The organism is Pseudomonas sp. AE27, from assembly GCF_037113495.1.
Lineage (GTDB): Bacteria > Pseudomonadota > Gammaproteobacteria > Pseudomonadales > Pseudomonadaceae > Aquipseudomonas > Aquipseudomonas palmensis.
Genome location: NZ_CP146966.1, coordinates 3,516,976 through 3,536,894, shown reverse-complemented (window position 1 = coordinate 3,536,894; position 19,919 = coordinate 3,516,976). Strand labels below are relative to the sequence as shown.

Sequence of the window (19,919 nt, the reverse complement as noted above, 5' to 3'; positions counted from 1 at the left end):
ACGATGGGTGGCAAGCGACAGCAGGGCGCGGCATTGCTGATGGTGCTGGTGGTGCTGGCGATGATCGCCGGTGGCCTGGCATGGTTGGTACAGGAGGGGCGCGCCCAGGTCGATGCGGTGCGCCTGGTGCAGCAGCGCGTGCAGGCGCGCGGGCTGGAGCGGGCCGGGCTGGCCTTTGCCGAGCAGGCCCTGCAAGACCCCAGCTGGCGTGCCAGTCCGCTGTTCTGGCAGGCGCTGCGTGGCCAGGCGCTGCCGTATGCGTTCGACGGCGGTTCGGCGACCCTGCGCATCCGCGACCTGCACACCTGTTTCAACGTCAACAGCCTGGTGGGCGAGGATGCCGAGCGTGCCGAACGCCAACTGCAGTACCTGCTGGGCGGCGACATGGCTGCCGCGCAGCTGGCCCAGGCCCTGGCCGACTGGATCGACAGCGATCACCAGGCGCGTCGCGAGGGCGCCGAGAACGATCATTACCTGCGCCAGTCGCCGCCGCGCCTGGCGGCCAATCAGCTGATGCTGGACATGAGCGAGTTGAACCTGCTGCTGGGCCCCGACCCGCAACGCCAGGCCCGTTACCCGCAGCTGTGTGCATTGCCCGAAACCACGCACTGGCGGCTCAATGCGAATGCGCTGAGCCTTGAACAGTTGCCGTTGCTGGAGGCGCTGTATGAGGGAAAGATGAGCCGCTCACTGCTGAGCCGGGTGGTCACTGCACGCCCGGCCACCGGCTACCGGGATGCCGGCGCCTTGCGCCAGGCACTCGGTGCGCTGGACGATGCGACCTTCGAACGCTTGAGTGAGGGGTTGTTGCTCAACAGCGGGGACTTTCTGTTGCAGCTGGAGATCGAGCAGGACGCTCACGTGCTGCGCAGCCAGTACCAGGTACATGCCCGTGGCGTGGTGCAGTGGCATGCCCTGGTGCCGGTGCAGCAGGTGCGAGTAACCCGGCGCGAACCGCTGCCCTGGTAAGGGCAGCGGTGCCGGTCGGGTCTAGACGCCGATTTCACCGCCATCGTTGCGCTGGATCACCACTGTCGAGGCACGTGGGCGCACGGTGGTGCCGGCGGGGGTGACGGAGGTTGCGACGTCGGTCGACGGCCAGTTCTCCGGGTGCTGGATGTTGACGAAGATCGACTTGTTGTCCGGCGTGAAGGCGATGCCAGTCACCTCGCAGCCGTTGGGGCCGACGAAGAAGCGGCGCAGGTCGACCTGGTTCTGGGCATTGATCGGCACCTGCTTGCCGCTGGCATCGACCAGGTCGGTGGGGATCACCGCCAGCATCTGGTCGTTGGTGTAGTCGGTCAGGGTCGATTCGCCGTTGTCGGTCTGGAACCACAGGATGCCGCGGCTATCGAAGCTCATCCCGTCGGGGCTGGCGAACTGGTTGAGTTCGGTCAGCCCCGAGCGGTTGATGTCGGCGCTGCCGGCGGCGTTGGCGCCGAACACGAAGATGTCCCAGGTAAAGCTCAGGTGGTCGTCGCTGTCGTGCCAGCGGATGATGTGGCCATGCTTGTTCGGCCCGCGCGGGTTGGCGTTGTCGACAGTGGCCGGGGTGCGCTTGCTGTTGTTGGTCAGGGTCAGGTACACGTCGCCGTTGAGCGGGTTGACCGTGGTCCACTCCGGACGGTCCATCGGCGTTGCGCCCAGGGCATCGGCGGCGCCACGGGTGTTGAGGATGATGCCCGGCAGGTCGGTGTACAGCGCGCCCAGGGTGGTGCCGGCCTTGGTGGTGGTGGCGACGTCCAGCAACAGCCAGTGGCCGCTGCCGTCGGCGTCGAAGCGCGCCACGTACAGTTTGCCGTCGTCCATGTACTTGGCACCGGTAGCCAGGCGGTTGCTCGGGTTGGCGTCGGCGGTGTCCCACAGGGCGGTGGAGACGAACTTGTAGAGGTACTCGTTGTTGGAGTCGTCGCCCATGTAGAACACCACCGGCTTGCCGGCTACCGGCAGCGCCGGGCAGCAGCCTTCATGGCGGAAACGCCCCAGGGCGGTGCGCTTGACCGCACGGGTGCTGGCGTCATAGGGGTCGATCTCGACGATGTAGCCGTAGGTGCTGGCTTCGTTACGGTAGTCGTCGGTGGCCGTCGCGCCGGTGGGGTCAAGGATGAACCGGGTGAACTCGCCGTCCACTTCGCTGGCATCGCCGGCAGCACTTTCCCAGGCGTAGTTGCCCTTGCTGGTGCTCACCCCAATGCGGCGCTGATCGTCCGGCACGGCGCCGCTGGTGTTGACGAAAATTCCTGGCCAGTTCTCTTCGCAGGTGAGGTAGGTGCCCCACGGGGTGAAGCCATTGCCACAGTTGTTGTTGGTGCCGCGGGCTTGGGTACCGGTGTTGGAGAACACGGTCTTGACGTGGTCGCTGCCGCGCAGCGGGCCGGCCAGGTCCATCAGCGTGGCGGTGGTGAAGCGGCGGTTGAGCGGGTCGTTGTCGACCACTTGCCAGCGTCCGTTGACCTTGCTCAGGCGCACCACGCCGGCGCCGTGGGCGTTGATTTCCTTGCGCACTTCCTCGGCCGGGCGCTTGCCGCTGCCGTCCACGGTCGGGCCGGCCGGGTGCAGGGCGTCGGCATCGATGTACTCGAAGTTGATCGCCAGCAGGCCGTCGTCGGAGCTGCCGTTGATGGGGAAGAAATGCATGCCGTCATGGTGCATGCCCATGGCGTTGGCCTGGTCGGCGGCAGTGTTGGTGCCGTCGCTTTTCCACGGGTTGCCCGCGCTGTTCAGCGGTGTACCCCAGGGTGCCAGCACGTAGGCGCTGTAGCCGTCGGCGACCACGCAGGCGTCGGTGCGCGAACCGGCGATGGAATTGAAGCCCAGCTTGAGTTTCGGTTTCTCGGGTTCCACCGGAGGGGTCGGCTTGTGGCTCGAGCCCCCGCCGCTGTCGAAGCAGCCGCTCAGGCCCGTCCCTGCAATCATCGCGATCGCGGCACCGAGGCTGCCGCGCACCACGCTGCGGCGGCTCAGGTAGGCATCCAGGACAGTCGCCATTGGCAGGTTGCCACTGGTGTTGCGGTCCAGGTTGTCGCCGGTGTCTCGACTCATCTCTTCATATCCTTGTTGGGTGAAGTGGCTTCTACGGAAACCGGCACTGTAGAGAGCGAGTGTGATGATTGATTGGCAGTTTTGTGAACAGACCTTTAAGGAAATGAATCCTTACCATTTGATTTGGATGGGGTTTTGTACGCCCTGTCGAATAACTGCCATCAAACTGTAATCCCCTCGCCGCACTATCCGCTGCGACAGTTGATCAGCCCGAGGGCGATGGAGTAGATGGCGAGCATGTACAGACGCGATGTGTTGGGCTGGATGGGCGTTGGCGCAATGGCGCCGCTGCTGACCGCCTGTTCCAGCCTGGCCACACCGTCGACGGCAGAGGCCGGCACGGTGGAGCTGCTGTATTTCGCCGACACCCTGGATGCGCGCCAGCCCGGCATGCCCGTGGTGCCGGCGACGCGCCTGGGGCCGGTCAGCCACCTTGGCCAGGCACCGTGGATGAGCGGTATCAATGCCCGCCAGGGGCGTGCCGAGCTCAACCCGCTGCTCGACGCCAGCCTTGCCGAAGGCGTACAGACCGGCGGGTATGCGGTGTTGGGTGCCCTGCTCGAACAGCTGCGCGAGGCGGCGGGGCGGGGCAACTGCCTGACCCTGGAAAATGGCCAGGGCTGGAACGGCAGTGGCCTGGCCTACCTGACCCAGGGCGCCAGTGGCGTGCAGGGCAGCCGGATGCTGGGCAGCGAGGTACGCGTGAGCAGCGATGAGCGGGTGCTGTGGCCGCGCCAGTGCGCCGGCCTGTATCGCCAGTACGGTCAGGCCGTGCTTGGTGCGGGGCTGGCCCCCGAACGCGCCCAGGCCCTGGGCACGCCGGCCTTCACTGTGCTGCACCGCGGCGGCGTGCGGGTGGCGGTGGTCGGCATTACCGACCCGTACGCCCGCGACCAGAACGCATCCCTCAAACAGTGGTATCAGGCGCTGCTGCCGGCCTTCGAACAGGCACGCCAGGCGGCGGACCTGGTGATCGCCCTGGCGGACGTGGGCACCGGCCCCGGGCTGTGGCTGGCCGAGCGTCTGAGCGATGCCGACCTGCTGCTGTGCGCCCGTGGCCAGGACCTGTGGCCGCAGCCTGTCTCGGTACTGCAGGCCAGCGGCAAGCAGGTGCCGGTGCTGCTGGCCGGCAACCGTGCCAGCGGCGTGTTCGCGGTGAACTGCCTGCATCGCGACGGGCGCTGGCAGTTCACCGCGCAGTTTCATCCCGCCTTCGAACACCGCCTCACGCCGGCTGCCCGCGCGCGGGTCGAGCCGTTGCGCGCGCAGTTGCAGCAACAGCGCGCCGGGCATGCCGCCTGGCTCGACCAACCCCTGGCACAGGCACCGCAAAACCTGTGGCGACGCGATACCCGTGGCGGCAGCTGGGACAACCTGCTGCACCAGGCGCTGGCCGATGACAGCGCGGCACCGGTGCTGTTGCCGGGGCTGCGCTACGACAGCCCGCTGGCGGCCGGCCAGCCGATCACCCGCGAACACCTGATCAGCCTCACCGGCAGCTACCCGGCCCCGGTGGTGCAGGTGCCGGCACGCCAGGTACAGCAGGTGCTGGAAAACGCTGCCGAGCAACTGTTCGGCACGCCGCTGCTGCTCGACAACAGCCAGGATTTGCCGCGCTGGTTTGGCGCGCCCTGGCAGGTCAGCTACAGCCCGGGCGGCAAACGGGTCTCCGGGGTAGCCGCACAGGATGGCCAGTGCCGCACCTTCGGCCTGCAATTCGACAGCGACGCCGGCGAGCCACTGTGGCAGCGGGTGGAAGCATGGCTGGTGCAGCAGCCACCGGGCTGGCAATTGCCGCCGCTGGCCCTGCCGCAGGTGCGTTACGTCCAGGGCCACCCTGGCTGGCACCCGCGCGGGCTGGCCAGTTGATCAGCCCGGGCCGCGTGCTCGACGGCGTGCTGTTGAGCCTGGCCGGCTGGCTGGCTGCGCAGTGCGTGCTGCTGGCCGCCCGCGCGCCGCTGCCGGCGCCGGCCGCAGAGGCCCAACCGGCTGCGCTGCCCGGCCTGCTGGTCGGGCATTGGCAGGCGCCGCCGGCCAGTGACGCGCTGCCGCTCACGCGCTTGCCCGTGCATTACCTGGGCGGCCTCAAGGCCGTGCCCGCCAGCGCCACAGTGGTGGTGCTGCGCTACGAGCAGGCGGTGCGTACCTACGTTCGCGGCCAGCGCCTGGCACCGGGCATCGTGCTGCAGGACATCGATGACGATGGCCTGATTTTCGACAACCAGGGGCGGCGCGAGCGCTTGCCCTGGCCGCCACGGCCCGCCGTGACCGGCTTCAAGCGCCAAGGATGAAGGGATGATCGCAAGATTCTGCGTGGCTGGCGTACTGGCCCTGGGGCTCAACCTGGCCTGGGCGTTCGACGAGCCCGAAGCGGTAGCGGACGAAGACGGTACACCGCTGTACGAGGTGAATTTCGTCGACACCGACCTGGGCGAGTTCATCGACAGCGTGTCGCGCATCACCGGGACCACGTTCATCGTCGACCCGCGGGTAAAAGGCAAGGTCACGGTACGTACGGTGGACCGTCACGACAGCGAGGCGATCTACGATATCTTCCTGGCCCAGCTGCGGGCCCAGGGCTTTGCTGCAGTGGACCTGCCCAACGGCAGCGTGAAGATCGTGCCCGATCAGGCGGCGCGGCTGGAGCCGGTGCCCGTCGAGAGCGGGCGCAAGGCCCAGGCCGGCAGCGATGGCATCGCCACCCGGGTGTTCAACGTGCGCAACGCCGCCAGCGAACAGATGCTGGCGATCCTCAAGCCGCTGATCGACCCCCGTGTGGGGGTGATCACGCCGTACCCGGCCGCCAACCTGCTGGTGGTGACCGACTGGCGCAGCAACCTGGAGCGCATCGACAGCCTGCTGCGCCAGCTCGATCAGGTCAGCGAGGAGCCGCTGCAGGTGATGCCGCTGCACCATGCCAGCGCCAGCGATACCAGCCAGTTGATTACCCGCCTGCTGGCCCGCGAGCAGGGCGCCGACAGTGCCCAGGTGGTCGCCGACCCGCGCAGCAATGCCCTGCTGGTGCGCGGCAGTGCCGACAGCCGCGAGCGCGTGCGTGCCTTGCTGGCGCAGCTGGACCGCCCCGGCGACGCATTGCGCAGCTCCAACACCCAGGTGATCTACCTGCGTCACGCCAATGCCGGCGAGGTGGTCAAGGTGTTGCGCAGCCTCAGCCAGGATGCCGGCGCTGCGCCGGGCGAAGCTGACAAGGACGCCAAGGCGCCCGTGCCGGTCAACCTTTCGGGCATTCGCCTGGAATACGAGGAGGGTACCAACGCCGTGGTCATGGTCGGGCCCGACAGCGAGCTGGCGGCCTACCGCACCATCGTCGAGCAACTGGACATCCGCCGTGCGCAGGTGGTGGTCGAGGCGATCATCGCCGAAGTGTCCGACTCGCGGGCCCAGGAGCTGGGCGTGCAGTGGCTGTTCGCCGACGAGAAATTCGGTGCCGGCGCAGTCAACTTCGGTACCGGCGGTGCCAGCATCACCGGCATTGCCGGGGCCGTGGCCAGCGGCGACAACGCGGCGCTGGGCAAACTGTTGTCGGGCGTGAACGGCGTGACGGCCGGCATCGGCAACTTCGGCGGCGGCTTCAACTTCGCCATGCTGGTCAATGCACTCAAGAGCAACAGTGGCTTCAACCTGCTGTCGACCCCGACCCTGCTGACCCTGGACAACGCCGAGGCGTCGATCCTGGTCGGCCAGGAAGTGCCCTTCGTGACCGGCTCGGTAACCCAGGACAACACCAACCCCTACCAGACCATCGAGCGCAAGGAGGTCGGTGTAAAACTGCGCATCAAGCCGCAGATCAACAGTGACAACACCGTGCGCCTGGACATCGTGCAGGAGGTCTCGTCGATTGCCGACACCGCTGCGGCCAGCGACGTGATCACCAACAAGCGCGAGATCAAGACCAAGGTCATGGTCGAGGACAACGGCCTGATCATTCTCGGCGGGCTGATCAGCGACGAGGTCACCTCCAGCCATCAGAAGGTGCCGTTTCTGGGGGATATCCCAGGGCTGGGCCGGTTGTTCCGCTCCGATGCCAGCCGTGGCGTGAAGCAGAACCTGATGGTGTTCATCCGCCCGCGGATCCTGCGTGACGGGGCCAGCCTGACCAGCCTCAGCAGCGAAAAATACCGCAGCCTGCAACAGACCACGCCGCTTGCCCTGCCCAGCCTGGCCGATGGCAGCGAGTTGCTGCGGGTGTTCCCGGCCAGCCGCCAGCGCCTGGACGAGGGCACCTGGTGAAGCCGTTGCTGCCCTATCGCCTGGCGCGCCAGGGCGGGCTGGCCATGGCGCCTGGCGCCGACGGCTGGAGCCTGTGGCTGCGCCCGGATGTCGACAGCGACCAGTTGCACGAGCTGCTGCGGGTGTATGGCGCGCCCCAGACCGTGTGCCATTTCGACGCGGGGGAGTTCGACACGCGCCTGGGCCAGTTGTACCAGGCCGGCGAGAACGCCACAGCGGCGCTGATCGAGGGCATTGGCGAACAGGTCGACCTGGACGGCCTGATCAGCGAGATGCCGCGGGTCGAGGACCTGCTCGAAAGCGATGACGAAGCCCCGGTGATCCGCCTGATCAACGGGCTGTTCGGCGAGGCGCTGCGTCAGCAGGCCTCGGACATCCATGTGGAAACCTTCGAGCAGAGCCTGGTGGTGCGCCTGCGGGTCGACGGCCACCTGCGTGAGGTGCTGCGCCCGCCACGTGCGCTGTCGGCCATGCTGGTGTCGCGGATCAAGGTCATGGCGCGCCTGGACATCGCCGAGAAGCGCCAGCCCCAGGACGGGCGCATCACCCTGCGCTCGGGTGGGCGCGAGGTCGATGTGCGTGTCTCGACGCTGCCGGGTATCCACGGCGAGCGAGTGGTGATGCGCGTGCTCGACAAGCAGGCCAGCCTGCTCTCGCTGGGCAACTTGGGCATGCCCGGTGCCGTCGAGGCGGGCCTGCGCGCCTGCCTGGGGCGACCCAACGGTATCGTGCTGAGCACCGGCCCGACCGGTTCGGGCAAGACCACCACGCTGTACGCCAGCCTCAACAGCCTGAACGACGGCAGCCGCAATATCCTCACCGTCGAGGACCCGGTGGAGTACGCCATCACCGGCATCGGCCAGACCGCCATCAACCCGCGTGCCGGGCTGACCTTCGCCAGCGGTTTGCGCGCGATTCTGCGCCAGGACCCGGATGTGATCATGCTTGGCGAAATCCGCGACCGCGAAACCGCGCAGATTGCGGTGCAGGCCAGCCTCACCGGCCACCTGGTGCTTTCGACCCTGCACACCAACAGTGCGGTGGGCGCGGTGACGCGCCTGCGCGACATGGGCGTGGAGCCTTTTCTGATTGCCTCGTGCCTGCGCGGGGTCATGGCCCAGCGCCTGGTGCGGCGCCTGTGCAGTTGCGCCGTGGCGCAGCCATTGCAGGCGGCCGAGCGGGCGTTGTGGCCGGAGCTGGTCGAGCTTGAGCACAGTTATCACGCAGTGGGCTGCGCACAGTGTCAGGGCAGCGGCTATCGCGGCCGGCTGGGGCTGTATGAGTTCATCGAGTTGGACGCCGGGCTGATCGGCCTGCTGTATGACGGGGCCAGTGAGGTGGCCATGCAGGCGCATCTGCAGGGCCGGCGCCAGAGCCTGGCCGGCATGGCCAGCGAGTGCCTGCGCCAGGGCCAGACGAGCCTGGCCGAAGTGCTGCGCGCGGTGCAGGGCTGAGCCATGCCGACCTACCGATACCAGGCCGTTGACCTCGCCGGGCGCACCCTCAAGGCCAGCCTGCAGGCCGAAAGCGAGCGCCATGCCCGCCAGTTGCTGCGCGAACAGGGGCTGTTCGCGCGCCAGTTGCAGGTGCAGGGCAACGCGCAGGTGTTGCCACGGCGCCAGCGCGTGAGCCGCGCACAGCTGTGTGAATTGACCCGGCAACTGGCCACGCTGACAGGGGCCGGCATTGCATTGGTGGATGCCCTGGCCACCCTTGAGCGGCAGTTGGTGGAGCCGGCCTTGCGCAATCTGCTGGTGGGGGTGCGCGGCGCGCTGGCAGAGGGGCTGGGCCTGGCCCGCAGCCTGGCACGCCAGGGCGGGGTGTTTTCAGCGCTGTACTGCGCGCTGGTCGAGGCCGGCGAACGCTCGGGGCGCCTGGCCCAGGTGCTGGAACGCCTGGCCGACCACCTTGAGCAGGTGCAGCGCCAGCAGCACAAGGCGCGTACCGCGCTGATCTACCCGTGCGTGCTGATGGGGGTGTCGCTGGCGGTGGTGGTCGGCCTGATGAGCTTCGTGGTGCCCAGGCTGACCGAACAATTCGCCCATTCCGGGCAGAGCCTGCCGTTGATCACGCGCCTGCTGATCGGCGCCAGCGAAGCCCTGTTGCTGGCCGGGCCGTGGCTGCTGGGCGCCGCGGTGCTGGGGGCGGCAGGCGCGGCGCGGCTGCTGCGTCGGCCGCACTGGTGCCTGCGCCGTGACGACCTGCTGTTGCGCCTGCCGCGCGTGGGTGCGCTGCTGCGGGTGCTGGAAAGCGCGCGGCTGTCGCGCAGCCTGGCGATTCTGGTCGGCAGCGGGGTACCGCTGCTCGAAGCCTTGCAGGTGGCCACCGCCACCCTGGAAAACCGACGCATTCGCCTGGCGCTGGAGCGGGTGCAGGTCGATGTGCAAGGCGGCGTCAGCCTGCACCGCGCGCTGGATGCCAGCGGGCAGTTCCCGCCGATGCTGCTGAACATGGTCGCCAGCGGCGAGGCCAGCGGCACCTTGCCCGACATGCTCGAGCGCGTGGCCGACAACCAGGAGCGCGGCTTTGCCCGTCAGGTCGACACCGTGATGGCGTTGTTCGAGCCACTGATGATCCTGGTCATGGGCGCGGTGGTGCTGTTCATCGTGCTGGCGGTGCTGTTGCCGATCATGCAGCTCAACCAGGGCCTCACATTTTAATAGGAGCACTACCATGCAGACACGACGTTCCCGCCAGCACGGCTTCACCCTGATGGAAATCATGGTGGTGATCTTCATCATCGGCCTGCTGATCGCGCTGGTGGCGCCCAGTGTGCTGGGCAGCCAGGACAAGGCCATGAAGCAGAAGGTGATGGCCGACCTGTCGAGCCTGGAGCAGGCGCTGGACATGTACCGCCTCGACAACCTGCGCTTCCCCACCGCCGAGCAGGGGCTGTCGGCCCTGGTGAGCAAGCCGCAGGCCGAGCCGGTGCCGCGTGCCTGGCGGGCCGATGGCTATATTCGCAGGCTCCCGCAGGACCCGTGGGCCACACCCTACCAGTACCGGGCGCCGGGACAGCATGGGCGCATCGACATCTATTCGCTGGGTGCCGACGGGGTGGAGGGCGGCGAGGGGATTGATGCCGACATCGGTAACTGGGACCTCTAGGCATGCCGGCCCAGCGTGGCTTCACCCTGCTGGAACTGCTGGTGGTGATCGCCATCGCCGGGTTGATGAGCGCCCTGGCGGTGGCCTCGCTCGACAGTGCCAAGGCGCCTTTGCACCAGGCCCTGGAGCGCCTGGCCGCGGCGTCGCGGGCGCAGGCCGACCTGGCCCTGCATGGCGGGCAGGTGCGCGGCCTGCGCTGGAACGGGCAGCGGCCCGAGTTCGTGCGCCTGGTCGAGGGCGACCAGTGGCAGGTGGAGCCGGTGGCGCTGGGCGAGTGGCCGGCCGGGCTGCGCCCGGACTGGCCTGCGGGCAGCACGCCACGGGTGATGTTCACCCCCTCCGGGCTGGCCCGACCGGTGAGGCTGGAGTGGCGCTGGGCCGAGGGCCGGCAGCGCTGGCACTGGCGTCATGCTGCCGGCCTGCAGGTGGTGAACGTGCCATGAAGGCTCGCCAGCGTGGTTTCACTCTGCTCGAAGTGAGCGTGGCCCTGGGCATCGCCGCGACCATGGCGATCATCAGCAGCCAGGTACTGCGCCAGCGCCTGGTGGTGCAGCAGGGCGTGCAGCAGCATTGGTTGGGCAGCCTGTGTGCCCGGGAACTGCAGGCGCGCTTTGTGGTGGAGCAGTACTGGCCGGCGCAGGCACTGAGTAGCGGCGAGCTGCGTCAGGGGCCGGGCACCTGCCACTGGCGGTTGCAACTGGGTTCCACCGGCGTGCGCAACCTGCGCGGTGGCGAACTGCGCCTGTTTGCCGACCGCGATGAACGTGAGCCGCTGGGTCAGTACCGCCTGTTTCTGGTGCGCCCGTGAGGCGCAGGCAGCAGGGCCTGACCCTGCTCGAACTGCTGGTGGCGCTGGCACTGACCGCTGTACTGGGCGTGCTGCTGGCGGCGCTGGTCAATGGCTGGCTGAGCGTACGTGAGCGACTCGACCAAGCGCCGCAGGCGAGCCCGGTGCTGAGCTTCTGCCTCGGGCTGGAGCGCCGCTTCGACGCCACGGTGCTGCGCCAGTTGTACGAGCAGCGCCTGCCCCTGGCCTTGAACTGGCTGGACTGGCAGCCTGCCGAGTTGCAGCTGCAATGGGTGGCGCTGGCGGCGTGGCCGGCGGCCGAAGGCGGCTCGCGCTTGCAGCGCCAACGCCTGCGCTATGACCGGCGCGATGCACGCCTGCTGCTGGAGACCTCTGCCGACCTGTATGCCGTCGAGCGCCCGCACTGGGTGCTGCGCGACAGCCTGACCGGGGTGTCCAGCCCCGTTTTCGAATTTCGCCAGGGCAGCCGTTGGCTGGCCTGGCCCTCTGCCGAACGCGCTGCGCCCGATCGTGGTGTACGGCTCGAGTTCCAGCGTGATGGAGCCCCCTATGTGTGTACGTTTGCCCTGCCGGAGAGCCAATGATTGACATTCGATACTGGCGACGGCGCCAGCCTGGGTCGTGGTTGCTGGTGCGCCCCGATGAGGCCGGCTGGAGCTGGCTGCAGGTGCGGGCCGGTGAGGTGCTGCGCGCGGGGCACGGGCAACCGCCGGAAGGTGCCGGTCGCGTGGCGCTGGTGGTGCCGGGCAGTGAATGCGCGCACTTCCATTTGCAGGCGCCGCCGGGTCTCAAGCGTGAAGAGTGGCCATTGCTGCTTGAAGATCGCGTGTTGCAGCCAGCCGAGGCGATCCATGTCGGTTGTGTGTCGCGAGGTTCGGGATGGCTTGAGCTGGCGGTGATTGACCGGCAACGCCTGGCGGGCTGGTTGCAGGCTTGCCAGGGCTGGGGCCTGCAGGTCGAGCGCTGCTGGGCGGAGTTCCAGCTGCTGCCGGAGCTTGCCCCCGGCGATGCCTGGTGCTGGCGACGCAGCCCGGACCTGAGCCTGTTCAAGAGTTGTGGCGCCGACCGGCGCCAGGCGTGGCTGGCCTGGCCGACGGCGCTGGGGGCAACCCCGCCGCCGGTGTGGTGCGACAGGCAGGTGCAGGCATTCGAGGGCGCGTGGCCGGCGTCGCTGGCGGCGCTGGAACGTCTGCCCGGCCTGTTCGAGCTGCGCCGCACGCCCCGCGCGCGACCGCACCTGGCACAGGGGCAACGGCGCCTGGCGACGGCCTGCGCCGTGCTGGGTGTGGTGTGGTGTGGCCTGTGGCTCGGCCTGCAGTGGCGCCAGGTCACGCTGTACAAGGCGCAGGTGGTGGCCGTGACCGGGCCGCTGAGTACCCCGCGCCAGGCTACGCAGTGGCTCAAGCGCGAGCGCCAGACGCGGGATGAGCGCAACCTGCGACTGCGCCAGCTGGAGGCATTGCAGGGCGCCATGGTGCAGTGGCTTTCGGCGCAGCCTGGCTGGCGGCTGCAGCGTGCGCGCTTTGATGGCACACGCTGGACCTTGCAGTTGCAGGGTGCGCAGGCACCGTCGGACACGCCGTGGGCTGCCATGGCCGCCAGTGCCGGGGCGCAGGTGGCGGTGCAGCCGACCACGGCAGATGCCGTGCAACTGGTGTTCGACCTGGGGGCAGGAGCATGAGCAGCGTCACCGCACGGCGCTGGTTGATGCCGCTGGCCTGGACCGCAGTGGCCCTCTTGCTGTTGAGCCTGGTGGTGCGCGAAGGCCTTGGCCAATGGCGCGAGCTTTCGCAGTGGCGCGAACTGGCCGCCTCGGCGACGGCCATGCACTCAGGCGCCGAGGTGACGCTGGAGCGATTGCAGCAGTCGGCTGCGGCGCAGCAGCTCGTGCTCAGCGACGTGCAGCCGGTTGACGCGGGGTGGCAGGTGCGCGGCCAGGTCAAGGACGAGCGGCGGCTTCAGGCGTGGTTGCTGAGCTTGCAGCGTGAAGGCGTTCAGCCGCTTCAATGGGGGCTGGAGCAGGCGCCGTCGGGCCTGAGTTTCGATCTGGTGCTGGCGCGATGAGCCGCAGGAGGTTGGGGTGGATGCTGTTGGTGTTCTGCCTGACGTTGCTGGCGGGGTTGCCGGCGCGCTGGTTGTTCAAGGTTGCGCCGTGGCCTGCGCAGGACGTGGCCGGTAGCGTGTGGCAGGGGCAGGCCGGGCGGATCGGCGACGTTGGCCCGTTGAGCTGGCAGGTGCGCCCGTGGGCGGTGCAGGTGCAGGCAGGGTATCAGGGCCAGCGCTGGGGGCTGGTATTGCGCGGCTGGCCGTGGGACTGGCAAGCGAGCGTCATGCCGCAGGGGCCGGCCAGCCGTGTGGCTTCGGCGTATCGCCTGGGGGGTGAGTGGTCGGGGCAACTGGCACTGAGTGGGCGTGGCGCGCGGTGCGTGAGCGGGCAGGGTGCGCTGGTGGCGGATCAGCTGGCCCTGGTGGCGCCATGGACGCTGGCCCTGGGGCGCGGCGAGGTGCGCGTGGTGTGCAACGAAGGCTGGCGGCTATCGGCGCGACTGGCGGCGGCGGGTCAGCACCACCTGGCGCTGGATGCCGGGGTGGCAGGCGGTACGCTGCAAGGGCAGGTGGAGCAGGGGGCGGCATTGTATCCGGTGCTGGTCGGCGGGCAGTGGCTGCAGGCCGGAGAGCACGCGGTGCGGTGGTCCTTCAACTGGTGATTCGCCAGTGGGCGCTTTTTCGCCGGCAAGGCCGGCTCCTGCAGGTTTGGGGGGGGTGGCAGGTAGGAGCCGGGGAAGGGGCACGCTCGGTCAGGGCCGAATCTCGATCAGCGTGCCGTCGCTGACCAGGTTCCACACTTCGCGCATGTCGCGGTTGGTCATGGCGATGCAGCCTTCGGTCCAGTCCAGGGTGTGGAACAGCGCCTCGGGGTAGTCCGCACTGTCCGGGGTGCCGTGGATCATGATCATGCTGCCCGGCTTCACCCCTTCGCGGCGGGCACGGGCCGAGTCGCTGACATTGGGGTAGGAGACGTGGATGGCCAGGTTGTAACGGTCGGACACCTTGCGCCAGTCGAGCCAGTACAACCCCTCGGGCGTGCGCTTGTCGCCCTCGCGCAGCTTGGCACCGGTGGGCTGCTTGCCCAGCGAGATGCGGTAGCTCTTCATCGAGGTGTCGCCGCTCATCAGTTGCAGGCGGCGTTCGGACTTGATCACCAGCACCTTGTCGATCAACGGGGCGCCGGAGGGGGTGGGCGCCGGGGTCGAGGGCGTCACCTGGCCAAGCGGTTTTCGCACAATGGTTTCGGTAAACGCCGCGTGGGACACCGACGCCACACCGAGGCAGAAGAGGGCAAGCAACCAGCGCATGAAACGGTATCCCTGAAAGTGGCGACGTATGGGTTCAAGTGAGCGGTTCGACCCGCGGGGACAGGCATTCGGTGCGTACCGGGTAGTGCTGCCCCTGGCGGTCGAGATAGTAGCATTCTAGGGCACGACTCACGGTCCTGAAAGCCAGCTCGTCCCAGGGGATCTCGCTTTCCTCGAACAGGCGCACTTCCAGGCTCTCGACGCCCACCGCAAATGCCAGGTCGGCCAGCTCGGCGCGGTAGAACACGTGCACCTGGTTGATGTGCGGCAGGTCGAACAGCTGGTACAGGGCCATCGGCCCCAGGCGCGCACAGGCTTCCTCGTCGGCCTCGCGGCGGGCGGCGTGCTCCATGGTCTCGCCGTTTTCCATGAAGCCGGCCGGCAGGGTCCAGTAGCCACGCCGCGGCTCGATGGCGCGTCGGCACAGCAGCACCTGGCTGCCATGGCTGGGCAGCACGCCGGCGACGATATTGGGGTTCTGGTAATGGATGGTGTGGCAATGATCGCAGACATGACGCAGGCGGTTGTCGCCGTCGGGGATGCGATGAGTGACCGGTTTGCCGCACGCACTGCAGTAATTCATGCTTATCTTCCTGGTGGCTGCGCCTATCTTCGCGCCAGTGCGCGCAGGCCCGCAAGCGCGATTGTCGCGGGGGCTTGGGCGGGCTGCGCCTTTGGTGCATCATGCAGAGACCCGACAGAACGAGAGAGACCATGCTGGACGAGTTACTTCGCCGAATGAGCAGTCACACGCCGGGCACCCTGGAGACCGATCGTCGGTTCCCCGAGGCTGCCGTGTTATTGCCCATCACCCGCAGCGAGTCGCCCGAACTGGTGCTGACCCTGCGCGCCAAGGGGCTCTCGACCCATGGCGGCGAAGTGGCCTTCCCCGGCGGGCGGCGAGACCCCGAAGACCCGGACCTGGTGTTCACCGCGCTGCGCGAGGCCGAGGAGGAAATCGGCCTGCCGCCCGGGCTGGTCGAAGTCATCGGCCCGCTGAGCCCGCTGGTTTCGTTGCACGGGCTGAAGGTCACGCCGTTTGTCGGGCTGATTCCCGACTATGTCGAGTACCGCGCCAACGATGCCGAGATTGCCGCGGTGTTCAGCGTGCCGCTGGAGTTCTTCCGCCAGGACCCGCGCGACCATACCCACCGCATCGACTACCAGGGCCGCAGCTGGTACGTGCCCAGCTACCGTTTCGGCGAGTACAAGATCTGGGGCCTGTCGGCGATCATGATCGTCGAGCTGGTCAACCTGCTTTACGATGCGCGCATCAGCCTGCACCATCCGCCTGAGCGCACCCCTACAAGATGAGCGGGCCCACCCGCCGCCTTCCCACCGTGAGGAACCACGCATGAAATACCGTCTGGGCGACCTGCGCGTCGAAACCCACCCACAGAGCTGGGTAGCGCCCACCGCCACGCTGATCGGCAAGGTACGCCTGCAGGCGGGGGCCAACGTCTGGTTCGGCGCGGTGCTGCGCGGCGACAACGAGCTGATCGACATCGGCGAGAACAGCAACGTGCAGGACGGTACGGTGATGCACACCGACATGGGCTGGCCACTGACCCTGGGCAAGGGCGTGACGGTCGGCCACAACGCCATGCTGCATGGCTGCACGGTCGGCGACTACAGCCTGGTGGGCATCGGCGCGGTGATCCTCAATGGTGCGCGCATCGGCAAGCACTGCATCATCGGCGCCAATGCGCTGGTGCCCGAGGGGCGCGAGATTCCCGATGGTTCGCTGGTGGTCGGCTCGCCGGGCAAGGTGGTGCGCGAACTGACCCCGGCGCAGCAGCAACTGCTCGAGGCCAGCGCTGCCCACTATGTGCACAACGCCCAGCGCTATGCCCGTGACCTTGTACCCCAGGAGGACTGATGAGCAGCCCTGAACGACCGGTGGCCTCGCCTTGCGTGCATATCTGCGCGCTGGACGAGCAGGATATCTGCACCGGCTGCCAACGCACCGCCAGCGAGATCACGCGCTGGGGCCGCATGGCCAACGACGAACGGCGCCAGGTGCTGGTGCTGTGCCATGAGCGCGCCGTGGCGGCGGGCCTGGTGATGACGGTGGGCAAGGCCGCCGGCTGATCCCGGGCTTGGCCGTGCGGGGGCACTCAAGTACCCTGTACGGCTTGCCAACCGGTGTTTCTATGTTCTTTCTGATTGCTTATATCGCCAGCGTGGTGCTGATCAACTACGCGTTCTCCAGTGCCCCGCACCTGGACGTCATCTGGTCCGCCTGGGGCGGGCTGGTGTTCATCCTGCGCGACATGGTGCAGACCCGCTTCGGCCACGGCGCCCTGCTGGCCATGCTTGGCGCCCTGGTGCTGTCCTATATCACCTCCGAGCCTGCCATCGCCCTGGCCAGCGCCACCGCGTTCGCGGTATCGGAGCTGATCGACTGGCTGGTGTTCAGCATCACCAAGCGCCCGTTGCATGACCGCCTGTGGCTCAGCTCGGCGCTGAGCATCCCGCTGGATACCTTCATCTTCTTCGGCATGATCGGCGCACTTACCCCGGCCGTGGTCGGTACCGCGCTGGGCTCCAAGTTCGCCGGGGTGACGGTGGTGTGGCTTGCGATGGCCTGGCGCGCACGCAAGAACGCCTGCGCCATGTAAAATGGCGCTTCTTTTCACCGGGTTGCACCGTGCTGGGGCGGCCCTGGATTCCTTCCCTCTGAGGACCTGAGATGACCCGTATCGGAACCCCCTTGTCGCCGACCGCGACCCGAGTACTGCTGTGTGGCTGTGGCGAACTGGGCAAGGAAGTGGTGATCGAGCTGCAACGCCTGGGCGTTGAAGTGATTGCCGTGGACCGTTACGCCGATGCCCCGGCCATGCAGGTGGCGCACCGCAGCCACGTGATCAACATGCTCGATGGCGCCGCCCTGCGCGCAGTGATCGAGGCCGAGCAGCCGCACTACATCGTGCCGGAAATCGAAGCCATCGCCACCGCCACCCTGGTGGAGCTGGAAGCCGAAGGCTTTACCGTGGTGCCGACCGCACGCGCCGCGCAGCTGACCATGAACCGCGAGGGCATCCGCCGCCTGGCCGCCGAGGAGCTGGACCTGCCAACCTCGCCTTACCACTTTGCCGACACCTTCGAAGACTACCGCAAGGCCGTCGAAGACCTCGGCTTCCCGTGTGTGGTCAAGCCGGTGATGAGCTCGTCGGGCAAGGGCCAGAGCCTGCTCAAGGGCGTCGATGACGTGCAGGCTGCCTGGGACTATGCCCAGGAAGGCGGGCGTGCCGGCAAGGGCCGGGTCATCATCGAGGGCTTCATCGACTTCGAGTACGAGATCACCCTGCTCACCGTGCGCCATGTGGGCGGCACCACCTTCTGCGCGCCGGTCGGGCATCGCCAGGAGAAGGGCGATTATCAGGAGTCGTGGCAGCCGCAGGCGATGAGCCCCAAGGCGCTGGCCGAGTCCGAGCGCGTGGCGCGTGCGGTGACCGAGGCCCTGGGTGGTCGCGGCATGTTCGGCGTGGAGCTGTTCGTCAAGGGCGACCAGGTGTGGTTCAGCGAAGTCTCGCCGCGCCCGCACGACACTGGCCTGGTGACCCTGATCTCCCAGGACCTGTCGCAGTTCGCGCTGCATGCGCGGGCGATCCTGGGCCTGCCGATTCCGCTGATTCGCCAGTTCGGGCCGTCGGCTTCGGCGGTGATTCTGGTGGAAGGCACTTCGCAGCAGACCGCCTTCGCCAACCTCGGCGCGGCGCTGAGCGAGCCGGACACCGCGCTGCGCCTGTTTGGCAAGCCAGAGGTGAATGGCCAGCGGCGCATGGGCGTGTGCCTGGCGCGTGACGAGTCGATCGAAGCCGCGCGGGCCAAGGCGACCCGGGCTTCGCAGGCAGTCAACGTAGAGCTGTAAGGCTTCGATACTTCATCGCGGGTCAGGCCCGCTCCCACAGGGACAGTGATGATGCCTGTGGGAGCGGGCCTGACCCGCGATAGCTGCGCAGCAGCCTGTCTTCAGAGTTCCGTATGCCGGGTCTCTTTCAGGCACAGCACCGCAATCAGGCTCAGTACTGCCGCCGCCGACACATACCCGCCCACCCAGCTCAGGCCGCCCATGGCCACCAGCTTCTGTGCAAAGAACGGCGCCGCCGAGGCCCCGACGATCCCGCCCAGGTTGTACGCCGCCGAGGCCCCGGTATAGCGTACGTGCGTGGGGAACAGCTCAGGCAGCAGCGCCCCCATCGGCGCGAACGTCACCCCCATCAGAAACAGTTCGATGGCCAGAAACAGCGCCACGCCCGCGGTCGACCCCGACGTCAGCAGCGGCTCCATGGTGAATCCCGACAGGATGGCCAGTACCCCACCCACGATCAGCACCGGCTTGCGCCCGTACCGGTCGCTCAGCCAGGCCGACAGCGGCGTGGCCAGGGCCATGAACACCACCGCAAAGCACAGCAGTGCCAGAAAGGTCTCGCGGCTGTAGCCAAGGGTCGATACCCCGTAGCTCAGCGAGAACACCGTCGAGATGTAGAACAGCGCGTAGCACACCACCATCGCCGCCGCGCCCAGCAGGGTCGGCGCCCAGTACTGTGCGAACAGCTCGACCACCGGCATCTTCACCCGCTCGTGGCGCGCCACGGCCTTGGCGAACACCGGCGACTCCTCGAGCTTGAGCCGCACATACAGCCCCACGATCACCAGCGCGGCGCTGAGCAGGAACGGAATGCGCCAGCCCCAGCTGCGGAACTGCTCGTCGGAAAGGGTCATGGCCAGGGTCAGGAACAGGCCGTTGGCCGCCAGAAAGCCGATCGAAGGGCCCAGCTGCGGGAACATGCCGAACCACGCCCGCTTGCCCTTGGGCGCGTTCTCGGTGGCCAGCAGCGCTGCACCGCCCCATTCGCCGCCCAGCCCCAGGCCCTGGCCGAAGCGCAGCAGGCACAGCAGGATCGGTGCCCAGGCGCCAATGCTGTCGTAACCCGGCAGCACGCCGATCAGCGTGGTGCAGATGCCCATCAGCAGCAGCGAGGCCACCAGCGTCGACTTGCGGCCGATGCGGTCGCCAAAATGGCCGAACAGCGCCGAACCCAGCGGGCGCGCCAGAAACGCGATGCCGAAGGTGAGGAAGGCCGAGAGCATCTGCGCGGTGCCCGAGGTCTGCGGGAAGAACACCGGGCCGATCACCAGGGCCGCTGCCGTGGCGTATACGTAGAAGTCGTAGAACTCGATGGCGGTGCCGATGAAGCTGGCCGTGGCTACCCGGGCGGGCGAGTTGACTGGGGGCGCTGCGGTTTCATCGTTGTTGTTATAGGTGCTGCTGGTCGTCATGAACGTTTCCCTGTCGAGTGCTGCGAAGGCTCCGGCACCTGCCGCGGGCAAGCGCCGGCGGGCTCGAG

The 19,919-nt window shown here is 67.9% G+C and carries 22 protein-coding genes; 18 read left to right on the top strand and 4 right to left on the bottom strand.

Features of this window, described 5'->3' with window-relative positions:
• Window positions 1-3 precede the first annotated feature (3 nt).
• Window positions 4-969 (top strand): type II secretion system minor pseudopilin GspK, encoded by a 966-nt coding sequence (gene gspK / locus V9K84_RS16355; RefSeq protein ID WP_088514569.1) that lies wholly within the window; start codon window positions 4-6, stop codon window positions 967-969.
• Between the two features lie 21 nt (window positions 970-990).
• Here the strand turns inward: gspK and V9K84_RS16350 are convergent, their stop codons facing one another.
• A complete protein-coding gene (locus tag V9K84_RS16350; RefSeq protein ID WP_054915049.1) occupies window positions 991-3,042 on the bottom strand; it encodes a PhoX family phosphatase in 2,052 nt (683 codons plus the stop codon).
• Window positions 3,043-3,270: 228 nt separating this feature from the next.
• On the opposite strand from V9K84_RS16350, the gene V9K84_RS16345 reads away from it, so the two are divergent.
• Genes V9K84_RS16345 through V9K84_RS16290 form a run of 12 tightly spaced genes read left to right on the top strand, consistent with a single transcriptional unit; the run spans window position 3,271 to window position 13,917 of the window.
• Complete coding sequence (locus V9K84_RS16345) at window positions 3,271-4,911, top strand: lipoprotein UxpA (protein WP_088514568.1); 1,641 nt, start codon at window positions 3,271-3,273, stop codon at window positions 4,909-4,911.
• Complete coding sequence (locus tag V9K84_RS16340) at window positions 4,908-5,333, top strand: pilus assembly protein PilZ (protein ID WP_178075064.1); 426 nt, start codon at window positions 4,908-4,910, stop codon at window positions 5,331-5,333. Before V9K84_RS16345 ends, V9K84_RS16340 begins: the two co-directional genes overlap by 4 nt.
• Window positions 5,334-5,337: 4 nt before the next feature.
• Window positions 5,338-7,293: a type II secretion system secretin GspD gene (gene gspD, locus V9K84_RS16335; protein ID WP_043860630.1), complete on the top strand. Its 1,956-nt coding sequence runs from the start codon at window positions 5,338-5,340 to the stop codon at window positions 7,291-7,293.
• A gap of 5 nt (window positions 7,294-7,298) precedes the next feature.
• Entirely contained in the window at window positions 7,299-8,747 is a 1,449-nt protein-coding gene (locus tag V9K84_RS16330; RefSeq protein WP_078480108.1) for an ATPase, T2SS/T4P/T4SS family, read from the top strand.
• A 3-nt stretch (window positions 8,748-8,750) separates the two neighbouring features.
• Window positions 8,751-9,953 (top strand): type II secretion system inner membrane protein GspF, encoded by a 1,203-nt coding sequence (gspF, locus tag V9K84_RS16325; RefSeq protein WP_088514567.1) that lies wholly within the window; start codon window positions 8,751-8,753, stop codon window positions 9,951-9,953.
• Between the two features lie 13 nt (window positions 9,954-9,966).
• Entirely contained in the window at window positions 9,967-10,401 is a 435-nt protein-coding gene (gene gspG, locus V9K84_RS16320; RefSeq protein WP_043860627.1) for a type II secretion system major pseudopilin GspG, read from the top strand.
• A 2-nt stretch (window positions 10,402-10,403) separates the two neighbouring features.
• Entirely contained in the window at window positions 10,404-10,844 is a 441-nt protein-coding gene (gene gspH / locus V9K84_RS16315; RefSeq protein WP_054915044.1) for a type II secretion system minor pseudopilin GspH, read from the top strand.
• The gene (locus tag V9K84_RS16310; protein WP_054915043.1) at window positions 10,841-11,209 is read left to right on the top strand and encodes a type II secretion system protein; all 369 of its coding nucleotides are present in this window, start codon (window positions 10,841-10,843) and stop codon (window positions 11,207-11,209) included. Before gspH ends, V9K84_RS16310 begins: the two co-directional genes overlap by 4 nt.
• Window positions 11,206-11,793: a prepilin-type N-terminal cleavage/methylation domain-containing protein gene (locus V9K84_RS16305; protein WP_054915042.1), complete on the top strand. Its 588-nt coding sequence runs from the start codon at window positions 11,206-11,208 to the stop codon at window positions 11,791-11,793. The genes V9K84_RS16310 and V9K84_RS16305 overlap by 4 nt, the downstream gene beginning before the upstream one ends.
• Window positions 11,790-12,890, top strand: a complete 1,101-nt coding sequence (locus V9K84_RS16300; protein WP_168186834.1) for a type II secretion system protein GspL — start codon at window positions 11,790-11,792, stop codon at window positions 12,888-12,890. Before V9K84_RS16305 ends, V9K84_RS16300 begins: the two co-directional genes overlap by 4 nt.
• The gene (gene gspM, locus V9K84_RS16295) at window positions 12,887-13,273 is read left to right on the top strand and encodes a type II secretion system protein GspM (RefSeq protein ID WP_054915041.1); all 387 of its coding nucleotides are present in this window, start codon (window positions 12,887-12,889) and stop codon (window positions 13,271-13,273) included. Before V9K84_RS16300 ends, gspM begins: the two co-directional genes overlap by 4 nt.
• 20 nt (window positions 13,274-13,293) lie before the next feature.
• Complete coding sequence (locus tag V9K84_RS16290) at window positions 13,294-13,917, top strand: general secretion pathway protein GspN (RefSeq protein ID WP_088514566.1); 624 nt, start codon at window positions 13,294-13,296, stop codon at window positions 13,915-13,917.
• Between the two features lie 90 nt (window positions 13,918-14,007).
• Here V9K84_RS16290 and V9K84_RS16285 read toward each other — a convergent pair whose 3' ends face one another.
• Both V9K84_RS16285 and V9K84_RS16280 read right to left on the bottom strand, forming a co-directional pair.
• Complete coding sequence (locus V9K84_RS16285) at window positions 14,008-14,565, bottom strand: L,D-transpeptidase family protein (RefSeq protein WP_088514565.1); 558 nt, start codon at window positions 14,563-14,565, stop codon at window positions 14,008-14,010.
• 34 nt (window positions 14,566-14,599) lie between these two features.
• A complete protein-coding gene (locus tag V9K84_RS16280; protein WP_043863174.1) occupies window positions 14,600-15,148 on the bottom strand; it encodes an NUDIX hydrolase in 549 nt (182 codons plus the stop codon).
• A 131-nt stretch (window positions 15,149-15,279) separates the two neighbouring features.
• Between V9K84_RS16280 and V9K84_RS16275 the strand changes: the two genes are divergently transcribed.
• From V9K84_RS16275 to purT, 5 genes are all read left to right on the top strand, one after another.
• Window positions 15,280-15,879 (top strand): CoA pyrophosphatase, encoded by a 600-nt coding sequence (locus tag V9K84_RS16275; protein WP_043863175.1) that lies wholly within the window; start codon window positions 15,280-15,282, stop codon window positions 15,877-15,879.
• Window positions 15,880-15,919: 40 nt separating this feature from the next.
• Entirely contained in the window at window positions 15,920-16,444 is a 525-nt protein-coding gene (locus tag V9K84_RS16270; RefSeq protein ID WP_054915036.1) for a gamma carbonic anhydrase family protein, read from the top strand.
• Window positions 16,444-16,656, top strand: a complete 213-nt coding sequence (locus V9K84_RS16265) for a DUF1289 domain-containing protein (RefSeq protein WP_043863177.1) — start codon at window positions 16,444-16,446, stop codon at window positions 16,654-16,656. The genes V9K84_RS16270 and V9K84_RS16265 overlap by 1 nt, the downstream gene beginning before the upstream one ends.
• Window positions 16,657-16,718: 62 nt before the next feature.
• On the top strand, window positions 16,719-17,186 hold the full coding sequence (locus V9K84_RS16260) for a VUT family protein (RefSeq protein WP_043863178.1): 468 nt from the start codon (window positions 16,719-16,721) through the stop codon (window positions 17,184-17,186).
• Window positions 17,187-17,257: 71 nt separating this feature from the next.
• Complete coding sequence (purT, locus tag V9K84_RS16255; protein WP_054915034.1) at window positions 17,258-18,439, top strand: formate-dependent phosphoribosylglycinamide formyltransferase; 1,182 nt, start codon at window positions 17,258-17,260, stop codon at window positions 18,437-18,439.
• Window positions 18,440-18,540: 101 nt separating this feature from the next.
• On the opposite strand, the gene V9K84_RS16250 is transcribed toward purT, so the two are convergent.
• Window positions 18,541-19,851: an MFS transporter gene (locus tag V9K84_RS16250; RefSeq protein WP_043863180.1), complete on the bottom strand. Its 1,311-nt coding sequence runs from the start codon at window positions 19,849-19,851 to the stop codon at window positions 18,541-18,543.
• Between the last annotated feature and the right edge of the window lie 68 nt (window positions 19,852-19,919).